This window comes from Streptococcus sp. 517s (assembly GCF_054445985.1).
In genome coordinates, this window is record NZ_CM136847.1 from 410,626 (window position 1) to 432,613 (window position 21,988).

Consider the following 21,988-nt stretch of genomic DNA (forward strand, 5'->3'; position numbering starts at 1 on the left):
TAGTAAAAAGGATTGACCTTGGCAAATCCCTTGGATACAATAGAAGAAAACGATTACACGTTAAGGTGACTTAACGACAGTCAAAGGAGAATTCATATGACACAACATCTTACTGCTCAAGCCCTTCGCAAAGATTTTCTTGCCGTTTTTGGTCAAGAAGCAGACCAAACTTTCTTTTCACCAGGTCGTATCAATTTGATTGGTGAACACACAGACTACAACGGTGGGCACGTTTTTCCGGCGGCTATTTCTTTGGGGACATACGGTGCAGCGCGCAAGCGTGACGACCAAGTCTTGCGTTTTTACTCAGCCAACTTTGAGGACAAGGGCATTATAGAAGTTCCTCTAGCTGACCTCAAATTTGAAAAAGAGCACAGCTGGACCAACTATCCAAAAGGGGTTCTTCATTTCTTGCAAGAAGCTGGACATGTGATTGACAAAGGATTTGATTTTTATGTTTATGGGAATATCCCAAATGGTGCTGGCTTGTCATCATCGGCATCTTTGGAACTCTTGACAGGGGTCGTGGCAGAGCATCTCTTTGATTTAAAACTAGACCGTTTGGATTTGGTAAAAATTGGAAAACAAACGGAAAATAACTTTATCGGAGTCAACTCTGGTATCATGGACCAGTTTGCTATCGGTATGGGTGCTGACCAACGTGCCATTTACCTGGATACCAATACGTTAGAATACGATTTGGTGCCACTTGATTTGAAAGATAATGTTGTTGTCATCATGAACACCAACAAACGCCGTGAACTAGCGGACTCTAAGTACAATGAACGCCGTGCTGAGTGTGAAAAAGCAGTAGAAGAATTGCAAGTTGCCTTGGATATTCAGACCTTGGGTGAGTTGGACGAGTGGGCCTTTGACCAATACAGTTACTTAATCAAAGACGAAAATCGTTTGAAACGTGCTCGCCATGCTGTGCTTGAAAACCAACGTACTCTTAAAGCTCAAACAGCTCTTCAAGCAGGTGATTTGGAAACATTTGGTCGCTTGATGAATGCATCTCACGTTTCTCTAGAACATGACTATGAAGTAACTGGCTTGGAATTGGATACCCTCGTTCACACAGCTTGGGCTCAAGAAGGTGTTCTCGGTGCTCGTATGACAGGGGCAGGTTTTGGTGGCTGTGCCATTGCCTTGGTGCAAAAAGATGCCGTTGAGGGCTTTAAAGAAGCTGTAGGCAAACGCTACGAGGAAGTCGTTGGATATGCTCCAAGTTTCTATATCGCTCAAGTTGCAGGTGGCAGTCGAGTTTTAGATTAGGAGAGAAGTAAATGGAAGCTGTAATATTTGATTTAGATGGCTTATTAGCTGATACTGAGATCATTTCTCTAAAAGTTTATCAAGAATTGCTTGAGGATTTTGAAATTTCTTTCACAGAAGAAATATATTCTAGAGAATACAGTGGACATAGGGAAGAGGAGAATGTTCAACGATTTTTAGATACCTATGATTTACCTTGGAACTTTGACCAAACCTTGGAAAAAGTTTATGAACTGGAAGCTCGAATATTGGTCAAAGGTGTAAATTTAAAAAAAGGTGCTAAAAATTTGCTTGCTTTTTTGCAAAGAGAAGGTATTCTAATCGCTCTAGCAACTTCAAGTGTTGAATCTAGAGCTAGAATGATTTTGGATAGTAATGGTATACTGTCCCTATTTGACCATCTAGTTTTTGCAAAAGATGTAAAGCGAAGCAAACCTTACCCTGATATATTTTTAAAGGCCTGTAGTGATTTGAATGTTTTACCAGAGAATTGCTTAGTATTAGAGGATAGTGAAGCAGGGATTGAAGCAGCGTATAGAGCTGGGATACCAGTTATTTGTATTCCAGACTTGAAAATGCCAGCACAGTCTTTCTTAAATAAAACAGAACAAGTTTTTCAGGATTTAGATGCTGTCAGAGACTATTTAGAAAGTAAGAAGGAGAATCAATGAGTCAAGGAGTTCTAGATGCATTTATCACGGAAGTCATTGCTGAAAGTTCATTTGAGGAAATGGATCGAATCTACCTAACCAATCGTGTTTTGGCGCGAGTGGGTGAAGGTGTTTTGGAAGTTGAGACTGATCTAGATGAGTTGATTGACCTCAAGGACCAGTTGGTCGAGAAAGCGGTTCGATTAGAGACGATTGAGGATAGTCAGACTGCGCGTGAAATCCTCGGTGCTGAACTAATGGACTTGGTAACTCCTTGTCCAAGTCAGGTTAATCGTGACTTTTGGACAACCTATGCCCACTCTCCCGAACAGGCAATTGCGGACTTCTACCAACTTAGCCAGAAAAACGACTACATCAAACTCAAGGCCATTTCTAAGAATATCGCTTATCGCGTTCCGTCTGACTATGGAGAACTTGAGATTACCATTAACCTCTCTAAGCCTGAAAAGGATCCAAAGGAGATTGCGGCGGCTAAGTTGGTTCAAGCTAGCCATTATCCCCAGTGTCAACTCTGTCTAGAGAACGAAGGATATTATGGTCGGGTTAACCATCCAGCTCGTAGCAATCACCGCATTATCCGTTTTGAAATGGCGGGTCAGGAGTGGGGCTTCCAGTATTCGCCCTATGCTTATTTTAATGAGCACTGTATCTTCTTAGATGGTCTGCATCGACCCATGGCTATCAGCCGTCAGAATTTTGAGCGTCTGCTGGCTATCGTAGAACAGTTTCCAGGCTATTTTGCGGGTTCTAATGCTGACCTTCCGATCGTGGGAGGGTCTATCTTGACTCATGATCACTATCAGGGAGGGCGACATGTTTTTCCTATGGAATTGGCTCCTTTACAAAAGACTTTCCGATTTGCTGGTTTTGAGCAGGTCAAGGCTGGGATTGTCAAGTGGCCTATGTCAGTGCTACGTTTGACTTCGGATTCCAAAGAAGATTTGATCAACTTGGCTGATAAGATTTTACAGGAATGGCGACAATATTCAGACCCTGCAGTGCAGATTTTGGCAGAAAGTAATGGAACACCACACCATACTATTACACCGATTGCTCGTAAACGCGACGGACAGTTTGAGTTGGACTTGGTCTTGCGGGACAATCAAACCTCTCTAGAGCATCCTGATGGCATCTATCATCCCCACAAGGATGTCCAACATATCAAGAAGGAAAATATCGGCTTGATTGAGGTCATGGGCTTGGCTATCTTACCACCTCGTTTGAAAGCAGAAGTGGAGCAAGTTGCAAGCTATCTTGTAGGAGATGATGAGGCAGTTGCAGACTATCATCAGGAATGGGCAGACCAACTCAAAGCCCAACATCCAGACCTAACAGATAAAGAAAAAGCCCTTGAAATCGTCAAGGACTCTGTGGGTGCTATCTTTGCGCGCGTTCTAGAGGACGCGGGGGTTTACAAGCAGACGGAACAAGGACAGGCAGCCTTTATGCGCTTTGTAGAACAGGTTGGAATTTTACCAGACTAGGAGCTTTCTCCTTGCACAGTTCTATAAAAAGTAGTATCATAGTGTCGTTTGAACTATCAGGAGGAAACGATGAAAGATTTTCATTTTGACGCTATATCGGCCTTTGAAAATTACGAAATAGAAAAAATGAGAGACGGTCATGTTGTGGTGACGACGAAAGTAGTGGATTCGTCGCTCAACTACTATGGCAATGCCCATGGAGGCTATCTCTTTACTCTTTGTGACCAAATCAGTGGTTTGGTGGTCATCTCGCTGGGGCTTGATGGAGTGACGCTTCAGTCCTCTATCAACTACCTCAAAGCAGGAAAACTCGACGATGTGCTGACCATTAAAGGAGAATCTGTCCATCAAGGTCGCACAACCTGTGTCGTGGATGTGGATATTACCAATCAAGAGGGTAGAAATGTCTGCAAAGCCACCTTTACCATGTTTGTCACAGGCCAAAGGTCTGAAGACAGACAGGTAAGGATATAGATAAACAAAAAAGAGGCTCGCACCTCTTTTTCTTATTTCTTTTTCCTGTTTAATACTGCATTGAGTACAATGGCCAGTAAGCTGGCTACGACGATTCCGTTTGAGAAGAACATTTGGAAGGCTGTCGGCATGCTGACAAAGAGATTACTGTTATTGAGTCCGACACCTGCAGCGATTGAGACAGCTGCGATAAGGAAGTTGTGTTCATTGTTAGCAAAGTCAACGCGGGCAAGGATTTGCATCCCTTGAAGGGAAACAAAGCCAAACATCACCAGCATGGCACCTCCAAGAACAGGGCTCGGAATGATTTGGGCAAGGGCGCCAAACTTAGGAAGGAGTCCAAGGAGAACCAGGAAACCAGCTGCATAGTAAATTGGCAGACGGGTTTTGATACCAGACAATTTGACCAAGCCAACGTTTTGTGAAAATCCTGTGTAAGGGAAGGTGTTAAATATTCCTCCGAGAAGGACAGCTAAACCTTCTGCGCGGTAACCGTTACGCAGGCGCGTGCTGTCGATTGGATCTTTCGTGATATCAGACAAGGCTAGGTAAACACCTGTTGACTCAACCATAGACACCGTTGCGATGATACACATCATGACAATAGATGAGATTTCAAAGGTTGGCATCCCAAAGTAGAGGGGAGTTGGGACATGGATAAGCGGTGCTGCAGTAACGGGAGAGAAATCAACCAAGCCCATGGAAGCAGCAATGGCAGTTCCAACAACCAGTCCAATCAAAATGGAGATAGACTTGATAAATCCTTTGGTAAAGATGTTGATTAAGAGGATAATCAGAACAGTGATGGCTGCAAGCAAGAGACTTTGACCAGTTGGCTCTGGGACATTATTTCCCATATTTCCAATAGCGACAGGAATCAAGGTTAAACCAATCGTAGTAATAACAGATCCAGTTACGATAGATGGGAAGAGATTGGCTACTTTTGAGAAGATGCCTGAAACAAGAACCACGTAAATCCCTGATGCGATAAGGGCACCAAACATAGCGCCACTACCATGGCTTTGACCAATCATAATCAAGGGAGCGACTGATTGGAAGGCAACTCCGAGAACGACTGGTAGTCCAATTCCAAAGTATTTGTTGAGTTGGAGTTGAAGGAAGGTGGCCACCCCACACATGAAGATATCTGTGGAGATCAGGTAGGTCAACTGCTCAGCTGAATAGCCAAGAGCTGTCGCAATCATGATAGGAACTAGGATAGAACCTGAGTACATGGCTAATAAGTGTTGCAAGCCAAGAACGGCTGCTTGTGAATGTTTTTCTTGTTTTTGCATTAGAGATCTGCCTCCTTAAATACGACCTGACCATTTTCGAAACGATCCAAGCGAGCCAGTGATAGGACTGGATATCCTGCTTTTTCAAGCAAATCACGACCATCTTGGAAAGACTTTTCAATCACGATACCTATCGCTTCAACTTTTGCTCCGGCTTGTTCGATGATTTGGATCAAGCCTTTGGCAGCTTGTCCATTTGCTAGGAAATCATCGATAATCAAGACCTTGTCCTCAGGTGAGAGGAATTTTCCAGCGATGGAAACGGTGCTGGTCACCTGCTTAGTAAAGGAGTAGACTTGGGCGGTTAAGATACCTTCGTTCATGGTGATGTTTTTAGCTTTCTTGGCGAAAATCATGGGAACGTTTAAGGCTTCAGCTGTAAAAATAGCTGGTGCAATGCCTGACGCTTCAATCGTTACAACCTTGGTAATGCCAGCAGAAGCGAATTTGTCCGCAAATACCTTACCAATCTCCCGCATCAAACGATAGTCAACTTGGTGGGTTAAAAAGGAATCCACCTTGAGGATGTTGTCACCCAAGATATGCCCATCCTCAAGGATGCGCTCTTCTAATAATTTCATAAGACCTCCTAAAGTCTAAAAGCCAATAAATTTCCTTGTTTCAGATTTCTATCCAGTAAAACTGATAGAAAAAAGACCTACTTAATCTCTAAGCAAGTCCCCCAAAATAGGCATGGCAAAAAAGACCATCCCCTCAAGCTAACTTACTTATTGTTAGGTGTTCCGGCACCTTGTAGAAACGTCGTGCCAATTCACGACATAAACAAGTAAAACGATATTCAATTTTAAATAGGCTTGCGCCAATGTTTTTATTTTACACTAAATAACTTTAGAAATCAAATGTTTTGTCAGTGTTTTGGAATAAAAAACGAACAAATTGAAGAAAAATAGACAAAATCTCAATTATAGGCTAACATTTAGAAGTATTTTCCATCATAAAAGACATATTATCAAGATTCTTCAAGGCCTGACAATATGCCTTTTTCTGATTTGAAAGATTTTTTCTATTCGCTAAATCTTAAAAAATAGCCATCTGGATCCAAAACTGCAAATTCGTGAGGGTAAATAAAGCTATCTCCCACTCGAAATTCTCTTTTGGTCAGCGGACGATGGATAGGATAGTCAGCTTCCAGCAGTTTTTGGTGGAGCTGAGGGACATCTTCAATGCCAAAGGAAATATTGACACCGCGCCCGAAAGGATAGGTTAGTTGGGCTAATTCTTCTGTGCTGCCTTCTTCTAGCATAAGTTGGCAGTCTTCAAGCGAGAGGAAGAGAAATTTCTCCTCTGGACGCTCGTATTCGATCGTAAAACCGAGTAAATTGCAGTAGAAGGAACGGGACTGCTCCAAATTCCTTACAATAAACTCGGGAATAACTGCATTGTAGTTCATAGTGAAATCCTTATAGTTCAATTTCCAATACAATCGGCGTATGGTCTTGACGCGCACCTGAGTCAATCATGTCAGACTTGGCCACTTTGTCAGCCACGCGGTTGCTGGTGAGCCAGTAGTCGATTCTCCAGCCTGTATTGTTGATTTTAGAAGTCTTACTGCGTTGTGCCCACCAAGTGTAACGTTCTGGGACATCGCCGTGAATGTGGCGGAAGGTGTCAGTAAACCCAGTTGCCAAGAGGTTGGTAAATCCAGCACGCTCCTCGTCTGTAAAACCAGGTGAACGGCGGTTGCTGGCAGGATTTGCAAGGTCGATTTCCTTGTGGGCCACGTTGTAGTCTCCAGTTGCAAGGACTGGTTTTTCTTTGTCTAGTTGAGCCAAATACTCAGCGTATTTGACATCCCATACTTGGCGTTCTTCCAAGCGTTTGAGACCATCACCAGCGTTTGGTGTGTAGACCTGAGTCACAAAAAATTCTTCAAATTCCAAGGTGATGATGCGGCCTTCCAAGTCCATGGTAGAAGGAGCACCGATTTCTGGGAAGCTAATCGCTGGTGTGAGTTCTTTCTTATAAAGGAACATGGTTCCAGCGTAGCCTTTGCGAGCAGGTTCTTGGGAAGAACGCCAAGTATTTTCATACCCTGGAAAGAGTTCTTTGAGAACTTCCAGATGTTTTTTTGTAGGACCCTTGGCAGAAAGTTTGGTTTCTTGGATAGCGATAATATCGGCATTTTCAGCTACCAAGGTTTGTAGGACTTCTTGGGACAATTTTGCACGAGCAGAGTCGCTCGTTAGGGCTGCATTGAGGGAATCAATATTCCATGAGATGAGTTTCATAAATTTACCTTTTTCATTGAGATTATAGACTTTATTATACCAAAAAAAGGCGCATTTCCCCAACGTATGGTTTGAAAAATCACCCTCTTTCGTTTATAATTAAGAATGATTTTATGAAAGGGAGTAAAAATACATGAAATTCTATTCTTATGACTATGTCCTCAGCCAAATCGGTCAGCAAAATGGCATCATGATTGGTTTAGGGATTGTCCTATTAACTGTGACAGGATTTCTAGCTTTCAAGGCTTACCATGATAAAAAGGGGACCAAATTTCGTGAGTTGGTCATGATTTCAGCTTTGACCTTATTAGCTCTCCTTTTGGTCAGCATCACGACTTATCAAAACAATCAAGTTTCTAATAATAAATTTCAAGCTTCACTTCATTTCATCGAGCTTGTTTCCAAAGAATTGGGAGTTGACAAGTCAGAGATCTATGTCAATACTTCCACAAACACTGATGGTGCACTTATCAAGGTAGGTGATCGCTATTATCGTGCCTTGAACGGAAGTGAGCCAGACAAGTACCTGCTAGAGAAAGTGGAATTGTATAAAACAGATGCAATTGAACTGGTGGAGGTGAACAAATGACACTCAATTATATCGAAATTTTAATCAAACTAGCCTTGGGTCTCTTTTCGCTGGTTTTCGTGATCAATGTGACTGGAAAGGGTAACCTAGCGCCTAACTCAGCGATAGATCAAATCCAGAACTATGTACTCGGGGGGATCATCGGTGGGGTGATTTACAATAGCTCCATCAGTATCCTTCAGTATGCAGTTATCTTAATCATGTGGACTATTCTGGTCTTGACTCTCAAGTGGCTTAACAACAATGTTCACTTTGTGAAACGTTTGATTGATGGAAAGCCAACCCTGCTCATCAAAAATGGGAAGATTGATCCAGAAGCCTGCCGTTCGGTTGGTTTATCAGCAGCGGACGTAGCTCTTAAGCTCCGTAGTCAGGGAATTTTCCAAATGAAACAAGTCAAACGCGCTATGCAGGAGCAGAACGGTCAACTTATCGTAGTCCAAATGGGAGACGAAAATCCCAAGTATCCTGTTGTCACAGACGGTGTTATCCAAGTCGAAATTTTGGAGACCATTGGTCGGAGCGAAGAATGGCTGCTTGATAACCTCAGCAAACAAGGGTATGACAATGTGGCCAATATCTTTATCGCTGAGTATGACAAGGGTGTCGTCTCAGTCGTAACTTATGAATAAGAAAAACCTGGGGTCTTGTACTCTTCAAAAATCAAATTCAAACTGCGTCAACGTCGCCTTGCCGTACTCAAGTACAGCCTGCGGCTAGTTTCCTAGTTTGCTCTTTGATTTTCATTGAGTCTTGGCCTCAGGTTTCCATTTGCAATCAGAAAGGGATTTTATGTCCATTATTCAAAAACTCTGGTGGTTTTTCAAGTTAGAAAAGCGCCGTTATCTAGTCGGGATTGTGGCCTTGGTCTTGGTTTCCGTCCTCAACCTTATTCCCCCCATGGTCATGGGACGGGTGATTGACGCCATTACTGGGGGGCAATTAACCCATCAGGACCTCCTTCTTAATCTATTTTATCTGCTGCTGGCAGCCTTTGGGATGTACTATCTGCGCTATGTTTGGCGCATGTATATCCTTGGAACTTCCTACCGTTTGGGGCAGATTATGCGCTCTCGCTTGTTTGAGCATTTCACCAAAATGTCGCCAGCCTTTTATCAGACCTATCGGACGGGGGACCTGATGGCACACGCCACCAATGATATCAATGCTTTAACTCGTCTCGCAGGTGGAGGAGTCATGTCAGCAGTGGATGCTTCCATCACGGCTCTGGTGACTTTGCTGACCATGCTTTTTAGCATTTCATGGCATATGACCTTGGTTGCCATTCTGCCCCTGCCTTTCATGGCTTATGCGACCAGTCGTCTAGGGAGAAAGACCCACAAGGCTTTTGGCGAATCACAGGCTGCCTTTTCTGAGCTCAATAACAAGGTGCAGGAGTCTGTATCAGGTATCAAGGTGACCAAGTCTTTCGGTTATCAGTCTGATGAATTGGCATCTTTTCAGGAAGTAAATGAATTGACCTTCCAAAAGAATCTCCAAACCATGAAATACGATAGTCTCTTTGATCCTATGGTTCTCTTGTTTGTGGGTTCATCCTATGTTTTAACCCTTTTGGTCGGTTCTTTGATGGTTCAGGAGGGGCAAATTACGGTTGGAAATCTGGTTACCTTTATCAGCTACTTGGATATGCTGGTTTGGCCACTTATGGCCATTGGTTTCCTCTTTAATATCACTCAAAGGGGGAAGGTGTCCTATCAGCGGATTGAGGATCTTTTGTCTCAGGAATCGCCAGTAAAAGACCCGGAATTTCCTCTAGACGGTATTGAAAATGGGCGCCTGGAGTACGCCATTGACAGCTTTGCCTTTGAAAATGAGGAGACACTGACGGATATTCACTTTAGTTTGGAAAAGGGGCAAACTCTGGGATTGGTTGGGCAGACAGGCTCTGGAAAAACGTCCTTGATTAAACTTCTCTTGCGTGAATACGATGTGGATAAGGGTGCCATTTACCTAAACGGTCACGATATTCGAGACTATCGTCTGACAGATCTTCGCAGTCTCATGGGCTATGTTCCTCAGGACCAGTTCCTCTTTGCGACCTCTATCTTAGACAATATCCGCTTTGGCAATCCTAACTTGCCCCTTTCAGCAGTTGAGGAAGCGACTAAGCTAGCTCAAGTTTACCAAGATATTGTAGCCATGCCACAGGGATTTGATACGTTGATCGGTGAAAAGGGAGTCAGTCTTTCAGGTGGTCAAAAGCAGCGTCTGGCCATGAGTCGAGCTATGATTCTAGACCCTGATATCTTAATTTTAGATGATTCCTTGTCCGCCGTGGATGCCAAGACAGAGTATGCGATTATCGACAACCTCAAGGAAACACGGAAGGATAAGACAACTATCATAACGGCCCATCGTCTCAGTGCGGTTGTCCATGCAGATCTAATCTTGGTTCTGCAAAATGGTCAAATCATCGAACGGGGCACGCACGAAGAACTGCTAGCCTTGGATGGCTGGTATGCCCAAACCTACCAGTCTCAGCAGTTGGAAATGAAAGGAGAAGAAGATGCAGAATAAACAAGAACAATGGACTGTATTGAAGCGCTTGATGTCTTATCTCAAGCCCTATGGACTCCTGACCTTTTTAGCACTCAGTTTTCTCCTAGCGACGACGGTCATTAAAAGTGTCATTCCCCTCGTGGCTTCCCGCTTTATCGACCAGTATCTCAGTAATTTTAACCAAATTGCTGTTACCGTTTTGCTGGCTTACTATGGCCTCTATATCCTACAAACTCTGGTCCAGTATGTCGGCAATCTTCTCTTTGCGCGGGTGTCCTACAGTATTGTTAGGGATATTCGTCGGGATGCCTTTGCCAATATGGAGAAACTGGGCATGTCTTATTTTGATAAGACGCCAGCAGGTTCCATCGTCTCTCGTTTGACAAATGATACCGAGACCATCAGTGATATGTTTTCAGGGATTTTATCCAGCTTTATTTCAGCAGTTTTCATCTTTCTGACAACTCTGTATACCATGTTGGTGCTGGATTTTCGTTTGACAGCTTTAGTCTTGCTCTTTCTTCCCTTGATTTTCCTTTTGGTCAATCTCTATCGGAAAAAGTCAGTGAAAATCATCGAAAAAACCAGAAGTCTCTTGTCGGATATCAATAGTAAGCTGGCAGAGAATATCGAGGGAATCAGGATTATCCAGACCTTTAATCAAGAGAAGCGTCTGCAGGCAGAATTTGATGAGATTAACCAAGAGCACTTGGTCTATGCCAACCGTTCTGTAGCCTTGGATGCCCTCTTCTTGCGTCCTGCCATGAGTTTGCTGAAACTCCTAGGCTACGCAGTTTTGATGGCCTATTTTGGTTACCGTGGTCTTTCTATCGGGATAACGGCCGGAACCATGTATGCCTTTATCCAGTATATCAATCGTCTCTTTGATCCCTTGATTGAGGTGACGCAAAACTTTTCAACCCTTCAAACGTCCATGGTGTCTGCAGGCCGTGTCTTTGCCTTGATTGATGAAACGACCTATGAGCCTCTTCAAAAAGATGGACCAGCCAAAGTCAAAGAAGGCAATATCCGTTTTGAACATGTCTGTTTCTCATATGATGGCAAACACCAGATCCTAGATGATATTTCCTTTTCAGTTAAGAAGGGTGAAACCATTGCCTTTGTAGGGCATACAGGTTCAGGGAAATCCTCTATCATCAATGTCCTCATGCGTTTTTATGAATTTCAGTCAGGGCGAGTTCTTTTAGATGGTGTAGATATTAGGGAATACAGTCAGGAAGAACTGAGAAAAAACATCGGTTTGGTCCTGCAGGATCCCTTTCTCTATCATGGAACGATCAAATCCAATATCGCTATGTACCAAGATATTAGTGACGATGAAGTCAGAGAAGCAGCAGTTTTTGTGGACGCAGATCCTTTCATTCAAAAGTTGCCAGAGGCCTACGATGCACCTGTGTCTGAGCGTGGTTCGAGCTTCTCTACTGGCCAGCGCCAGCTTCTTGCCTTTGCTAGAACAGTCGCCAGTCAGCCTAAAATCCTGATTTTGGATGAAGCGACAGCCAATATTGACTCTGAAACAGAAAGTTTGGTTCAAGATTCCCTAGCCAAGATGAGACAGGGGAGGACGACCATTGCTATCGCCCACCGCCTTTCGACCATCCAAGATGCCAACTGCATTTATGTCTTGGACAAGGGGCGCATTATCGAGAGTGGAACCCATGAGGAACTCTTGGCCCTGGGAGGAACCTATCACAAGATGTATAGCTTGCAGGCTGGAGCCATGTCCTAATAAGAATTCCTCCAAATTACAGCTTTCTTGCACCGCCTTTTCCATTTTGTGGTATAATGAAAAATGTTGACAAATAGTATAATAAAAACAAAGGAGAAACAGCATGCTGAAATGGGAAGACTTGCCCGTGGAAATGCAATCAAGCGAGGTTGAGTCTTATTACCAGCTTGTCTCTAAAAGGAAGGGGTCGCTGATTTTCAAGCGTTGCCTGGACTGGGTTCTGGCCCTGTTTTTGCTAGTTTTGACTTCTCCCGTCTTTCTTATCTTGAGCATTTGGATCAAGTTGGATAGCAAGGGCCCTGTCATTTACAAGCAAGAGCGCGTGACCCAGTACAACCGTTCGTTCAAGATTTGGAAGTTCCGTACTATGGTAACGGATGCGGATAAAAAAGGAAGCCTAGTGACTTCTGCTAACGATAGCCGTATTACCAAAGTGGGGAATTTCATCCGCCGTGTGCGTTTGGACGAACTACCTCAGCTAGTCAATGTCCTTAAAGGCGAGATGTCCTTTGTAGGCACAAGACCTGAGGTGCCACGTTACACCGAGCAGTATAGCCCTGAAATGATGGCGACCTTGCTCTTGCCAGCAGGGATTACCTCTCCAGCCAGTATCAACTACAAGGATGAGGACACCATCATCAGTCAAATGACGGAGAAAGGCCTAACGGTTGATCAGGCCTATGTCGACCATGTCCTTCCTGAAAAGATGCGCTATAACCTCGCCTATCTCCGAGAGTTTAGTTTCCTTGGAGACATCAAAATCATGTTTCAAACCGTGTTTGAGGTACTAAAATAAAGTAGTCATGAGAAAATGAGTACAGATAAAAGGAGCAAATCAATGCCAAATTACAATATTCCATTTTCACCACCCGATATTACCGAAGCTGAAATTGCTGAAGTAGCGGATACCCTACGTTCTGGTTGGATCACAACAGGTCCTAAGACAAAAGAACTGGAGCGTCGCTTGTCCCAATACACACAGACACCTAAGACTGTCTGCCTCAACTCTGCGACAGCCGCTCTTGAGTTGATTTTACGTGTTTTGGAAGTGGGACCTGGTGATGAAGTCATTGTTCCAGCCATGACCTATACAGCTTCATGTAGTGTCATCACTCACGTAGGAGCGACACCTGTCATGGTGGATATTCAAGCAGATACGTTTGAGATGGACTATGACCTTCTTGAGCAAGCCATCACTGAAAAGACTAAGGTGATCATCCCAGTAGACCTTGCAGGGATTGTTTGCAACTATGATCGTTTGTTCCAAATTGTGGAGAAGAAACGCGATCTCTTTACAGCTTCAAGTAAGTGGCAAAAAGCCTTTAACCGTATTGTGCTTGTCTCTGATAGTGCCCATGCTTTGGGATCGACTTATAAAGGACACCCTGCTGGCTCTATCGCTGACTTTACTTCCTTCTCATTCCATGCTGTTAAGAACTTTACAACGGCAGAGGGAGGAAGTGCGACTTGGAAGGCCAATCCAGCGATTGACGACGAAGAAATGTACAAGGAATTCCAAATCCTTTCCCTTCATGGTCAAACTAAAGACGCTCTTGCCAAGATGCAATTGGGTTCATGGGAGTACGATATCGTAACACCTGCTTACAAGTGCAACATGACGGATATCATGGCTTCGATAGGTTTGGTACAATTGGATCGTTACCCTGGTTTGTTGCAACGTCGTAAGGACATCGTGGACCGCTATGATCGTGGTTTTGCGGGTACTCGTATTCACCCATTGGCACACAAGACTGATACTGTCGAATCTTGTCGTCACCTCTACATCACCCATGTAGAAGGTGCTAGTCTAGAAGAGCGTAATCGTATTATCCAAGAATTGGCCAAAGCAGGAATTGCAAGTAACGTACATTACAAACCACTTCCTCTCTTGACAGCCTATAAGAATCTTGGCTTTGATATGGCAGATTATCCAAGAGCCTATGCCTTCTTTGAAAATGAAATTACCCTTCCTCTTCATACAAAATTAAGCGATGAAGAAGTTGATTACATCGTTCAGACTTTGGTGAGAATTTCCGAAGAAATCCTTGGTTCTGGAAAAAAATCATAAAAAAATCTTGACAAAGATAGAACAATAACATATAATATTCTCAATAAATCAGAAAAGTAACTATGTTTGATCTTCAGGGAGCCTGTGGTGATTGTGAATAGGTGGTTGGAAGTAGTGAAAGTGGGCTGATTTTAAAAATGAATTTGAAACAATGAAAATTCGGTGCGCACACCTTACAGTGCAACTTGTTGTTAGACAAGGTAGAGATGTAAAGGGGATAGTCCCTTTATAATTGAGGTGGCACCGCGTTACCAACGCCCTCACACGGAAGTAGATTCTGTGTGTGGGCTTTTTTCTTTCGGTCATTTTGTTTATCTTTTATTAGGACGTTAAGTCGCTTTGATGAACTTGAGTTCTATCTGCAGCTCCTTGCCTACTACTAAAAGCAAACAAAAAGCCGAATTCATACAGAAAGAGGGAAATTTTATGACAACTAAAGGTTATTTTGGACAATTTGGTGGTAGTTTTGTACCAGAGCCGATTCAGGCTTTGTTGGATGAGCTAGAAGTGATATTTGACAAGTACAAGGATGATCCAGAATTTTTGGCAGAATTTCGTCATTACTTGAAGGATTACTCAGGTCGCGAAACACCACTCTATTTTGCGGAAAGTTTGACAGACCACCTAGGTGGCGCTAAGATTTATCTCAAGCGCGAAGATCTTAATCACCTTGGTTCTCACAAGCTCAACAACGTTTTAGGACAAATCCTTCTTGCCAAACGTATGGGCAAAAAACGAGTGATCGCAGAAACAGGAGCTGGTCAGCACGGTGTTGCGACAGCAGCAGCTGCAGCTAAGTTTGGTATGGCCTGTGATGTCTACATGGGGGCAGAAGATGTGGAGCGTCAACGACTCAATGTCTTCCGTATGGAGATGATGGGAGCGACTGTTCACGCAGTTGAAACGGGGACACGAACTCTTAAGGATGCGGTTGATGCAGCCTTTGGAGCATGGATGAATGACCTGGAAGCCTTCTACGTTTTGGGATCTGCTGTAGGACCTCATCCTTATCCTACAATTGTTCATGAATTCCAAAAGGTCATCAGTGAAGAATCTCGCCGTCAAATCTTAGAAAAAGAAGGTCGTTTACCAGACTACGTCATTGCCTGTGTAGGTGGTGGTTCGAATGCTATCGGTGCTTTTTCGCAGTATGTGGCTGATGAAGAAGTCAAATTGGTTGGGGTCGAAGCTGCCGGTCACGGACTTGACACAGACAAGCATGCAGCCACTATGACAAAAGGTAGTGTCGGGATTGTCGATGGTATGAAGACCTATGCAGTCTTTAAGGAAGATGGAGAGCTGGCTCCAGTTTACTCTATCTCAGCTGGTTTGGACTATCCAGGGGTTGGCCCAGAACACGCCTACTTTAAAGATTCTGGTCGCGTGGAATATGTAGCAGCGACAGATGAAGAAGCTGTTCAAGCCTTGCTCCTTCTCAGCAAGACAGAAGGGATTATCCCAGCGATTGAAAGTTCGCATGCCATCGCAGAAGCAGTTAAACGTGCACCGAAACTAAGTAAAGATGAGATTATCATCATCAATGTCTCTGGTCGTGGAGACAAGGACGTAGCTGCGATTGCAGACTACCTAGAAGCTAAAAACAACTAATCATTCCAAGACTAAAGGGAGAAAACTGTGATTTTATTGATTGATAATTACGATTCTTTTACCTATAATCTAGCTCAGTATATCGGAAATTTTTCTCCTATTGAGGTCTTAAGAAACGATGACCTTCGTCTCTATCAAGTCGCGGAAAAGGCTCAAGCGCTTGTCTTTTCACCTGGACCTGGTTGGCCGGCTGATGCTGGAAAGATGGAGGAAATGATTCGAGATTTTGCAGGCCGAAAACCAATTTTAGGGATTTGTCTTGGACATCAGGCTATTGCTGAGGCATTCGGTGGAAAACTCGGTTTAGCTCCTAAGGTCATGCATGGTAAACAAAGTCAGCTACAATTTGAAGCTCCATCCATTCTCTACGATGGAATAGAGAACAAATGTTCAGTCATGCGTTACCATAGTCTTATGGTAGAGGAATTACCCGAAGATTTTGAAGTTACAGCTCGTTCGACGGATGACCAAGCTATTATGGGGATTCAGCACAGGAACCTGCCTATTTACGGTTTCCAGTACCATCCAGAAAGTATCGGTACGCCAGATGGCTTAACCACCATACGAAACTTTATTGAGAAAGTAATTTAACTGGGAAATTTCACTCAATTGAAAATCCCACCATAAAAGAGAGCAGGATTATCAGAGAATTACTAGCTTACCAAAAATAATCACACAAGTAGCAAGTAAGAGGAAAGGCACGAAAGGAAGTCTTTCCTTTTTCTTTTGCAGTAGAAAGGCCAGAATGCCTGTCGCAGAAGCGAACTGGATCAAGATGAGTAATTCGGTCGCGCTAAAGATGAGAGCACAAGAAGCCAGAAAGAGAAAATCCCCTGCGCCCATGCGGATATCAATAAAATGAGCCATGATTCCAAGGGCAAGGAAGAAGAACATAACAAAATTCCAACCACAGAAAGCCATGAGGATTAGGTGGAAAGTCAGCCAGACTAGCAAGGGATATTCCTGATGGCGAAAATCGTAGATGCCCAAGGTTAAGCCAGCAGTGATGAGGATGATTTGACCCAAGGAAATCCATCCCCAAGACCAAGCCAGAAAGACAAGCCCTAAGCCTAGTTCAAAAAGGGCATACCAGAATGGATAGCGAATCTTGCAGTAGCGACAGCGAAAGCGATTAACCACCTGCGAAAGGATAGGAATCAAATCTAAGGGACGCAAGCGAGTCTGGCAGGAATCGCAGTGACTAGCTGGTCGAATAATGGATTGCTCAGGGAAACGGTCAATAACCAAACCCAAGAAAGAAGCGAGAATGCTCCCGACAAGAAAAAAATAAAGATCAATCATACTTATCTATTCGTAAAAAATAAGAGAAGTAGTATAATAAAGAAACATTGATAAGATGGTGAGGTCAAGATGATGATTCGTTTTGAAGAAAATATGAGCACAGAAAACGCTCAATTCGTATGCCAATGGTCCAACTCCCTTGGCAAATCCTTCCAAGAACAATGGATGGGACCAAAGGTTCCTTTTCCACTGACCCTTCAAGCCTTGCAAGATTTGGAAGGAATCTTTTCTATCTTTGATGGACAAGAGTTTGTTGGGCTTACCCAGAAAATCAGGCTAGAAGGCAGAAATCTTCATATCGGGAGATTTTTTATCAACCCCCAGAAACAGGGGCAGGGCTTAGGTAGCCAGGCTTTAAGGAAATTTGTTAGTTTGGCCTTTGAAAACGAAGACATAGATACTATTTCTCTAAATGTCTACGAGGCAAATCAAACAGCTTACAATCTTTACCAAAAAGCAGGATTTGAAATCGTTCAAACCATTGATACACCAGAACGGAAATACATCATGAAAAAAGGGAGATAGCAGATTAACTTTGTAGTAAAAACTCCTTTTTCGCTGTGAAGAAGGCTATACTATTTTAAAGGTAGAAGGAACGGCTCGTATGAAAAAAACGGATATTTTTAAAGACATTGTTTGGATTATGACACATGATTCATCTACAGTAAAAGATCGCAAAGGGTGCAACCCTCAGCCTTTTCTAGAAAAGATCACAGATGATATGACTGAGCAAGAATTTCTCTATCAAGTCAGGACTTATCTTGCTAGTTTTGGGATTATTGGGCATGTTTCTTTTCATGATAAAAAATCAGGTCCGAAAGGTTTTCTTTTGAGGATAAGTGATCAGGAAATGTTTGTCGAGGAAGCAAACCAAGATACAGGTCTCCAAGTGGGGGATCGAATCCTCGGTCTGGACGGAATGAGTTTGGAGCAAGTAGCTCTGCAACACCCAAATTACTTTATTAGTCTGACTCCAGAAAGACGATACCGAGAATGGGCAGATTTGCTACTGATGGCAGAGCAAGTGACCGTCTTGCGAGATGGGCAGGAGATGTCTATTACAGTTCGTGCTAGCCAGCAAGCTCAAAAAGCTCAGCTCTTTTGGAAAGAGTTGGAGTCAGATATCCTCTATCTACGCTTAGATAATTTTATGGATGAAGAAGCGATTAACCGTTTATACCAAGAGTGCTTGCAGAAGATTGCTGAGATAGAAACTCTTATTATAGATGTCCGTTACAACAATGGGGGCACGGATTCTTTGTATTTTCCGCTCTTACATCTTGGCTTGGAGGAAGGGAAAGGCTATGACACTCTTGATTTACAGGATGATGGAATGGAAATTCTCTATACAGAAGGAAATGTCGATCGACGCTTAAAAGACTTTGAAATATGGCTTCAACAAGAAAATATCAGTCCTGATACGGTGAAACTGCTTGAAGATTTTCGTAATAACTTACTCCAAAATCGAGTGAAAGGCTATGTTCGGTATCAGGATGATCAGGACGAGCTTTTTCCAGGTGTTAAGGGTGGTCACTATCCAGAGCAAATTTTTGTTTTGTCGGATATTTATTGTGCATCATCAGGAGATAATTTTGTCAAGATGATGAAGAATTTTAAGAAAGTAACAGTTATCGGCCGTCCAACGCTTGGTATTTTAGACTACTCAAATTGTTGCAAGGTAGATTATGATGATTACTTTTTGATGTTCCCAACTTCTCGCTGGTTGGCTATAGATAAAGGCAAAGGGATGACGGACAAAGGTGTTCTTCCTGATATAGAAATCCCTTGGACTCCTGCACATTTTGAACGAGATGTAGATCTAGATAAATGTCTGAAGTTGATTGAGATGAAGAGGAAACATTAGATTGTTTAAATAAAAGACTTAGTTCTGTATGAAATAGAGCTAAGTCTTTTGCTTTCGATCTGCTTGTAATTGAGTAAAATGATTGTATCACTGAGGGGTAAAAGAACTTTTTTACACACAAAATATATCTTGAGCATCCGTTGATGGAATAAAAGTAGGGAGGACACAAAAAAAGCCTTGCAATCAAGGCTTTTCCTGTTGTTTTTAGATGCCCCCTGCAGGGCTCGAACCTGCGACCCATAGATTAAGAGTCTACTGCTCTACCAACTGAGCTAAGGAGGCAAAGAAAAAGCTGTATTGGTGCCGAAACTTCACGGTTTGTATTGAACCCGCGCAATTAAGCAGGTGGGCAACTCGCTCTAACTGAAGCTGTTTCCGTGTGAGACGGCCTACATGCTGTTAGAAGACTTTTGTTTCCCTAATAATACAAAAAATAGTCGGTCAACACTTAAGTGTGAAGTCGTACACCACAGCGTTTCTATGTTTATATGATACCACTTTTTCAAAAAAAATCAAGAGGAAAATGCAATTATTTGAAAAGGATTTCACAAGTTTCGTAATTTATCAATGGTTTCCTTACGTTGCGCCAAGGCTCGTTCGTATTTGCCGGTATCTTCTGGAGTAAAATAGTGGTGATTTTGGATTTTTTCTGGCAGATAATCTTGATTGACCCAATTTCCAGGATAGTTGTGTGGATAGAGGTAATCTTGGGCGTTGCCCAGTTCCTTGCTCCCACTGTAGTGACCATCACGCAGGTGTCGAGGGATAGGTAAATGCCCTGATGTTTTGAGATCAGCGAGGGCCTTATCCATAGCTACATAGGCTGAGTTGGATTTGGGAGAAAGGGCCAAATCAATCACCACATTGGAAATGAGGATGCGAGCTTCTGGGAAACCAATCTTTTGAGCAGCATCTAGAGCAGTTACGGTATGGATCTGGGCCTCAGGATTGGCCAAACCGATATCTTCATAGGCGATAACAGTCAAGCGACGAGCGAGACTAGGAAGATCTCCAGCCTCAATCAAGCGGGCAGCATAGTGGAGACTGGCATCGACATCCGAGCCACGGATGGACTTTTGCAGGGCTGAGAGGACATCGTAGTGACCGTCCCCATCCTTATCCATGGTAATGTAACTTCTCTGCAGGCTGTTTTCCATGATATCCAGTGTGATATGGCGGATGCCCTTGTCATTTTCGGGAGTAGAGAGAACAGCCAGATCCAGTGAATTAAAGGCAGAACGCAGGTCTCCATTTGTAGAGGTCGCGATGAAATCCAGTGCATCCTCGTCTAGCTCAACTGGGAAATCAAAGCCACGTTCAGGGTCAGTTAGAGCGATTTGAATCGCCTCTTTGACGTCTTGGTTGGACAAGGGTTCTAATTCAAAAATCTGAACACGGCTACGAATGGCTGGAGTGACAGAAAAGAAAGGATTTTCAGTCGTCGCCCCAATCATGATGACCAGACCACTTTCCAAGAGTGGAAGGAGAAAGTCTTGCTTGGTTTTATCTAGTCGGTGAATCTCGTCCAGTAGGAGCACAAGACCACCTGAAAATTTAGCTTCTTCCGCGATTTCTTGCAGTCGCTTCTTACTATCAACTGTCGCGTTAAAGGTCCGAAAGGCATACTTGGTCGTTCCAGCGATGGCTGAGGCGATACTGGTCTTGCCGATTCCTGGAGGTCCGTAGAGAATCATGGAGGACAGACGATTGGCTTCCACCATGCGACGGATAATTTTTCCAGGTCCGACCAGATGCTTCTGACCGATGACCTGGTCGATGGTTTTGGGGCGCATGCGAAGCGCGAGATTGTCTGGCATAGCAGTCCTTTCTAACATGGATTTTCTGATGTATATGTGGTAAGATGGTAGTATCTATTTTAGCATATTTCCGAGTATTCGGGGCGATTAAAGAGTCGCATAGAAAGAGGACAAAATGGCAACATACGGATTTTTAGATGTTTTACAGGAAGAGTTGGACAAGAACTTTCCCTTTGACTATGAGATTAGCTGGGACAAGCGCAACCATGCGGTAGAAGTGAGTTTTCTATTGGAAGCGAAAAACGCTACAGGTGTGGAAATGGTGGATGAAGACGGAGAAGTTTCGTCAGACGACATCCTCTTTGAGGAAGCAGTGCTTTTTTACAATCCTGCCAAGTCAACAGTCAATGAGGAAGACTATTTGACAGTTATCCCTTACTTGCCTAAAAAAGGTTTTTCACGTGAATTCTTAGCTTATTTTGCGCTATTTCTCAAAGATACTGCTGAGGTTGGGTTAGATGCCCTCATGGACTTTTTGGAAGACCCAGAAGCAGAAGAATTCGTCATGGAATGGAACCAAGAAGTCTTTGAAGAAGGGAAAGTCGGCTTGGAAGAGGGAGAGTTTTATCCTTATCCGAGATACTAGGAGTCTAATATGGAAATAGAAATTTCTGATTTTACAGGTTGCAAAATTGCCCTCTTTTGTGGTGATAAGCTCTTAACTATCTTACGTGATAACAAATCAAACATTCCATACCCTAATACCTGGGAATTGCCAGGTGGCGGGCGAGAAGACGATGAAAGTCCTTTTGAGTGCGCGGCGCGTGAAGTTGATGAAGAACTGGGAATTCATCTGACTGAGGATTGTCTGCTTTGGGCGAAGGTTTACCCAAGTATGCTTTTTGCGGATAAGCAATCCGTATTTCTAGTTGGCAAGTTGGCTCAGGAACAGTTTGACCAGATTGTCTTTGGAGATGAAGGGCAGGGCTACAAACTGATGGGCATCGAGGAATTTCTTGGCTCAGATAAGGTCGTGCCCCAGTTGCAGGATAGAGTGAGGGATTATTTGGAGGAAGTTTGAG

22 protein-coding genes, 1 tRNA gene and 1 riboswitch are annotated in these 21,988 nt (G+C 43.4%); of the genes, 16 read left to right on the plus strand and 7 right to left on the minus strand.

What is annotated here, in order from left to right; genetic code table 11:
* The first annotated feature begins 96 nt into the window (after positions 1-96).
* From ACVX3R_RS02300 to ACVX3R_RS02315, 4 genes are all read left to right on the plus strand, one after another.
* Positions 97-1,275, plus strand: a complete 1,179-nt coding sequence (locus ACVX3R_RS02300) for a galactokinase (RefSeq protein ID WP_458795300.1) — start codon at positions 97-99, stop codon at positions 1,273-1,275.
* Between the two features lie 11 nt (positions 1,276-1,286).
* A complete protein-coding gene (locus ACVX3R_RS02305) occupies positions 1,287-1,946 on the plus strand; it encodes an HAD family hydrolase (RefSeq protein WP_458795301.1) in 660 nt (219 codons plus the stop codon).
* Positions 1,943-3,430, plus strand: coding sequence for a UDP-glucose--hexose-1-phosphate uridylyltransferase (locus ACVX3R_RS02310; RefSeq protein WP_458795302.1), 1,488 nt, complete (start codon positions 1,943-1,945; stop codon positions 3,428-3,430). Before ACVX3R_RS02305 ends, ACVX3R_RS02310 begins: the two co-directional genes overlap by 4 nt.
* Positions 3,431-3,499: 69 nt before the next feature.
* A complete protein-coding gene (locus tag ACVX3R_RS02315) occupies positions 3,500-3,904 on the plus strand; it encodes a PaaI family thioesterase (RefSeq protein ID WP_458795303.1) in 405 nt (134 codons plus the stop codon).
* A gap of 32 nt (positions 3,905-3,936) precedes the next feature.
* On the opposite strand, the gene ACVX3R_RS02320 is transcribed toward ACVX3R_RS02315, so the two are convergent.
* The 4 genes from ACVX3R_RS02320 to ACVX3R_RS02335 all read right to left on the minus strand — a co-directional run bounded on the left by ACVX3R_RS02320 (position 3,937) and on the right by ACVX3R_RS02335 (position 7,448).
* On the minus strand, positions 3,937-5,199 hold the full coding sequence (locus tag ACVX3R_RS02320) for a nucleobase:cation symporter-2 family protein (RefSeq protein WP_458795304.1): 1,263 nt from the start codon (positions 5,197-5,199) through the stop codon (positions 3,937-3,939).
* Entirely contained in the window at positions 5,199-5,780 is a 582-nt protein-coding gene (locus ACVX3R_RS02325; RefSeq protein WP_458795305.1) for a xanthine phosphoribosyltransferase, read from the minus strand. Before ACVX3R_RS02325 ends, ACVX3R_RS02320 begins: the two co-directional genes overlap by 1 nt.
* A gap of 130 nt (positions 5,781-5,910) precedes the next feature.
* A riboswitch (purine riboswitch) is annotated at positions 5,911-6,006 on the minus strand.
* 217 nt (positions 6,007-6,223) lie between these two features.
* Positions 6,224-6,610, minus strand: a complete 387-nt coding sequence (locus ACVX3R_RS02330; protein ID WP_458795306.1) for a bleomycin resistance protein — start codon at positions 6,608-6,610, stop codon at positions 6,224-6,226.
* A 10-nt stretch (positions 6,611-6,620) separates the two neighbouring features.
* Entirely contained in the window at positions 6,621-7,448 is an 828-nt protein-coding gene (locus ACVX3R_RS02335; RefSeq protein ID WP_458795307.1) for an exodeoxyribonuclease III, read from the minus strand.
* A 133-nt stretch (positions 7,449-7,581) separates the two neighbouring features.
* On the opposite strand from ACVX3R_RS02335, the gene ACVX3R_RS02340 reads away from it, so the two are divergent.
* The 8 genes from ACVX3R_RS02340 (at position 7,582) to ACVX3R_RS02375 (ending at position 16,574) form a co-directional block, all read left to right on the plus strand.
* Positions 7,582-8,037, plus strand: a complete 456-nt coding sequence (locus tag ACVX3R_RS02340; RefSeq protein ID WP_458795308.1) for a DUF3290 family protein — start codon at positions 7,582-7,584, stop codon at positions 8,035-8,037.
* A complete protein-coding gene (locus ACVX3R_RS02345; RefSeq protein WP_458795309.1) occupies positions 8,034-8,669 on the plus strand; it encodes a DUF421 domain-containing protein in 636 nt (211 codons plus the stop codon). Before ACVX3R_RS02340 ends, ACVX3R_RS02345 begins: the two co-directional genes overlap by 4 nt.
* Positions 8,670-8,829: 160 nt before the next feature.
* A complete protein-coding gene (locus tag ACVX3R_RS02350) occupies positions 8,830-10,575 on the plus strand; it encodes an ABC transporter ATP-binding protein (RefSeq protein WP_458795310.1) in 1,746 nt (581 codons plus the stop codon).
* Positions 10,565-12,307, plus strand: coding sequence for an ABC transporter ATP-binding protein (locus ACVX3R_RS02355; protein WP_458795311.1), 1,743 nt, complete (start codon positions 10,565-10,567; stop codon positions 12,305-12,307). Before ACVX3R_RS02350 ends, ACVX3R_RS02355 begins: the two co-directional genes overlap by 11 nt.
* A gap of 103 nt (positions 12,308-12,410) precedes the next feature.
* Entirely contained in the window at positions 12,411-13,103 is a 693-nt protein-coding gene (locus ACVX3R_RS02360) for a sugar transferase (RefSeq protein ID WP_458795312.1), read from the plus strand.
* Positions 13,104-13,145: 42 nt separating this feature from the next.
* Positions 13,146-14,375, plus strand: coding sequence for a DegT/DnrJ/EryC1/StrS family aminotransferase (locus ACVX3R_RS02365; RefSeq protein ID WP_458795313.1), 1,230 nt, complete (start codon positions 13,146-13,148; stop codon positions 14,373-14,375).
* Positions 14,376-14,801: 426 nt separating this feature from the next.
* Positions 14,802-15,983: a tryptophan synthase subunit beta gene (trpB, locus tag ACVX3R_RS02370; RefSeq protein WP_458795314.1), complete on the plus strand. Its 1,182-nt coding sequence runs from the start codon at positions 14,802-14,804 to the stop codon at positions 15,981-15,983.
* A gap of 27 nt (positions 15,984-16,010) precedes the next feature.
* Positions 16,011-16,574, plus strand: a complete 564-nt coding sequence (locus tag ACVX3R_RS02375; RefSeq protein ID WP_458795315.1) for an aminodeoxychorismate/anthranilate synthase component II — start codon at positions 16,011-16,013, stop codon at positions 16,572-16,574.
* A 51-nt stretch (positions 16,575-16,625) separates the two neighbouring features.
* Here ACVX3R_RS02375 and ACVX3R_RS02380 read toward each other — a convergent pair whose 3' ends face one another.
* A complete protein-coding gene (locus ACVX3R_RS02380) occupies positions 16,626-17,285 on the minus strand; it encodes a prepilin peptidase (protein WP_458795316.1) in 660 nt (219 codons plus the stop codon).
* Positions 17,286-17,354: 69 nt separating this feature from the next.
* On the opposite strand from ACVX3R_RS02380, the gene ACVX3R_RS02385 reads away from it, so the two are divergent.
* Both ACVX3R_RS02385 and ACVX3R_RS02390 read left to right on the plus strand, forming a co-directional pair.
* Positions 17,355-17,810 carry a GNAT family N-acetyltransferase gene (locus ACVX3R_RS02385; protein WP_458795317.1) on the plus strand — a complete coding sequence of 152 codons (456 nt, stop codon included), beginning with the start codon at positions 17,355-17,357 and terminating at the stop codon, positions 17,808-17,810.
* A gap of 79 nt (positions 17,811-17,889) precedes the next feature.
* Positions 17,890-19,149 (plus strand): S41 family peptidase, encoded by a 1,260-nt coding sequence (locus ACVX3R_RS02390; RefSeq protein ID WP_458795318.1) that lies wholly within the window; start codon positions 17,890-17,892, stop codon positions 19,147-19,149.
* Positions 19,150-19,358: 209 nt separating this feature from the next.
* Here the strand turns inward: ACVX3R_RS02390 and ACVX3R_RS02395 are convergent.
* Positions 19,359-19,431, minus strand: a tRNA-Lys gene (locus tag ACVX3R_RS02395).
* A 263-nt stretch (positions 19,432-19,694) separates the two neighbouring features.
* Positions 19,695-20,966: a replication-associated recombination protein A gene (locus ACVX3R_RS02400; RefSeq protein ID WP_458795669.1), complete on the minus strand. Its 1,272-nt coding sequence runs from the start codon at positions 20,964-20,966 to the stop codon at positions 19,695-19,697.
* A 115-nt stretch (positions 20,967-21,081) separates the two neighbouring features.
* On the opposite strand from ACVX3R_RS02400, the gene ACVX3R_RS02405 reads away from it, so the two are divergent.
* Positions 21,082-21,552: a DUF3013 family protein gene (locus tag ACVX3R_RS02405; RefSeq protein WP_458795319.1), complete on the plus strand. Its 471-nt coding sequence runs from the start codon at positions 21,082-21,084 to the stop codon at positions 21,550-21,552.
* A gap of 9 nt (positions 21,553-21,561) precedes the next feature.
* Positions 21,562-21,987 carry an NUDIX hydrolase gene (locus ACVX3R_RS02410; protein WP_458795320.1) on the plus strand — a complete coding sequence of 142 codons (426 nt, stop codon included), beginning with the start codon at positions 21,562-21,564 and terminating at the stop codon, positions 21,985-21,987.
* The last annotated feature ends 1 nt before the right edge of the window (position 21,988 follow it).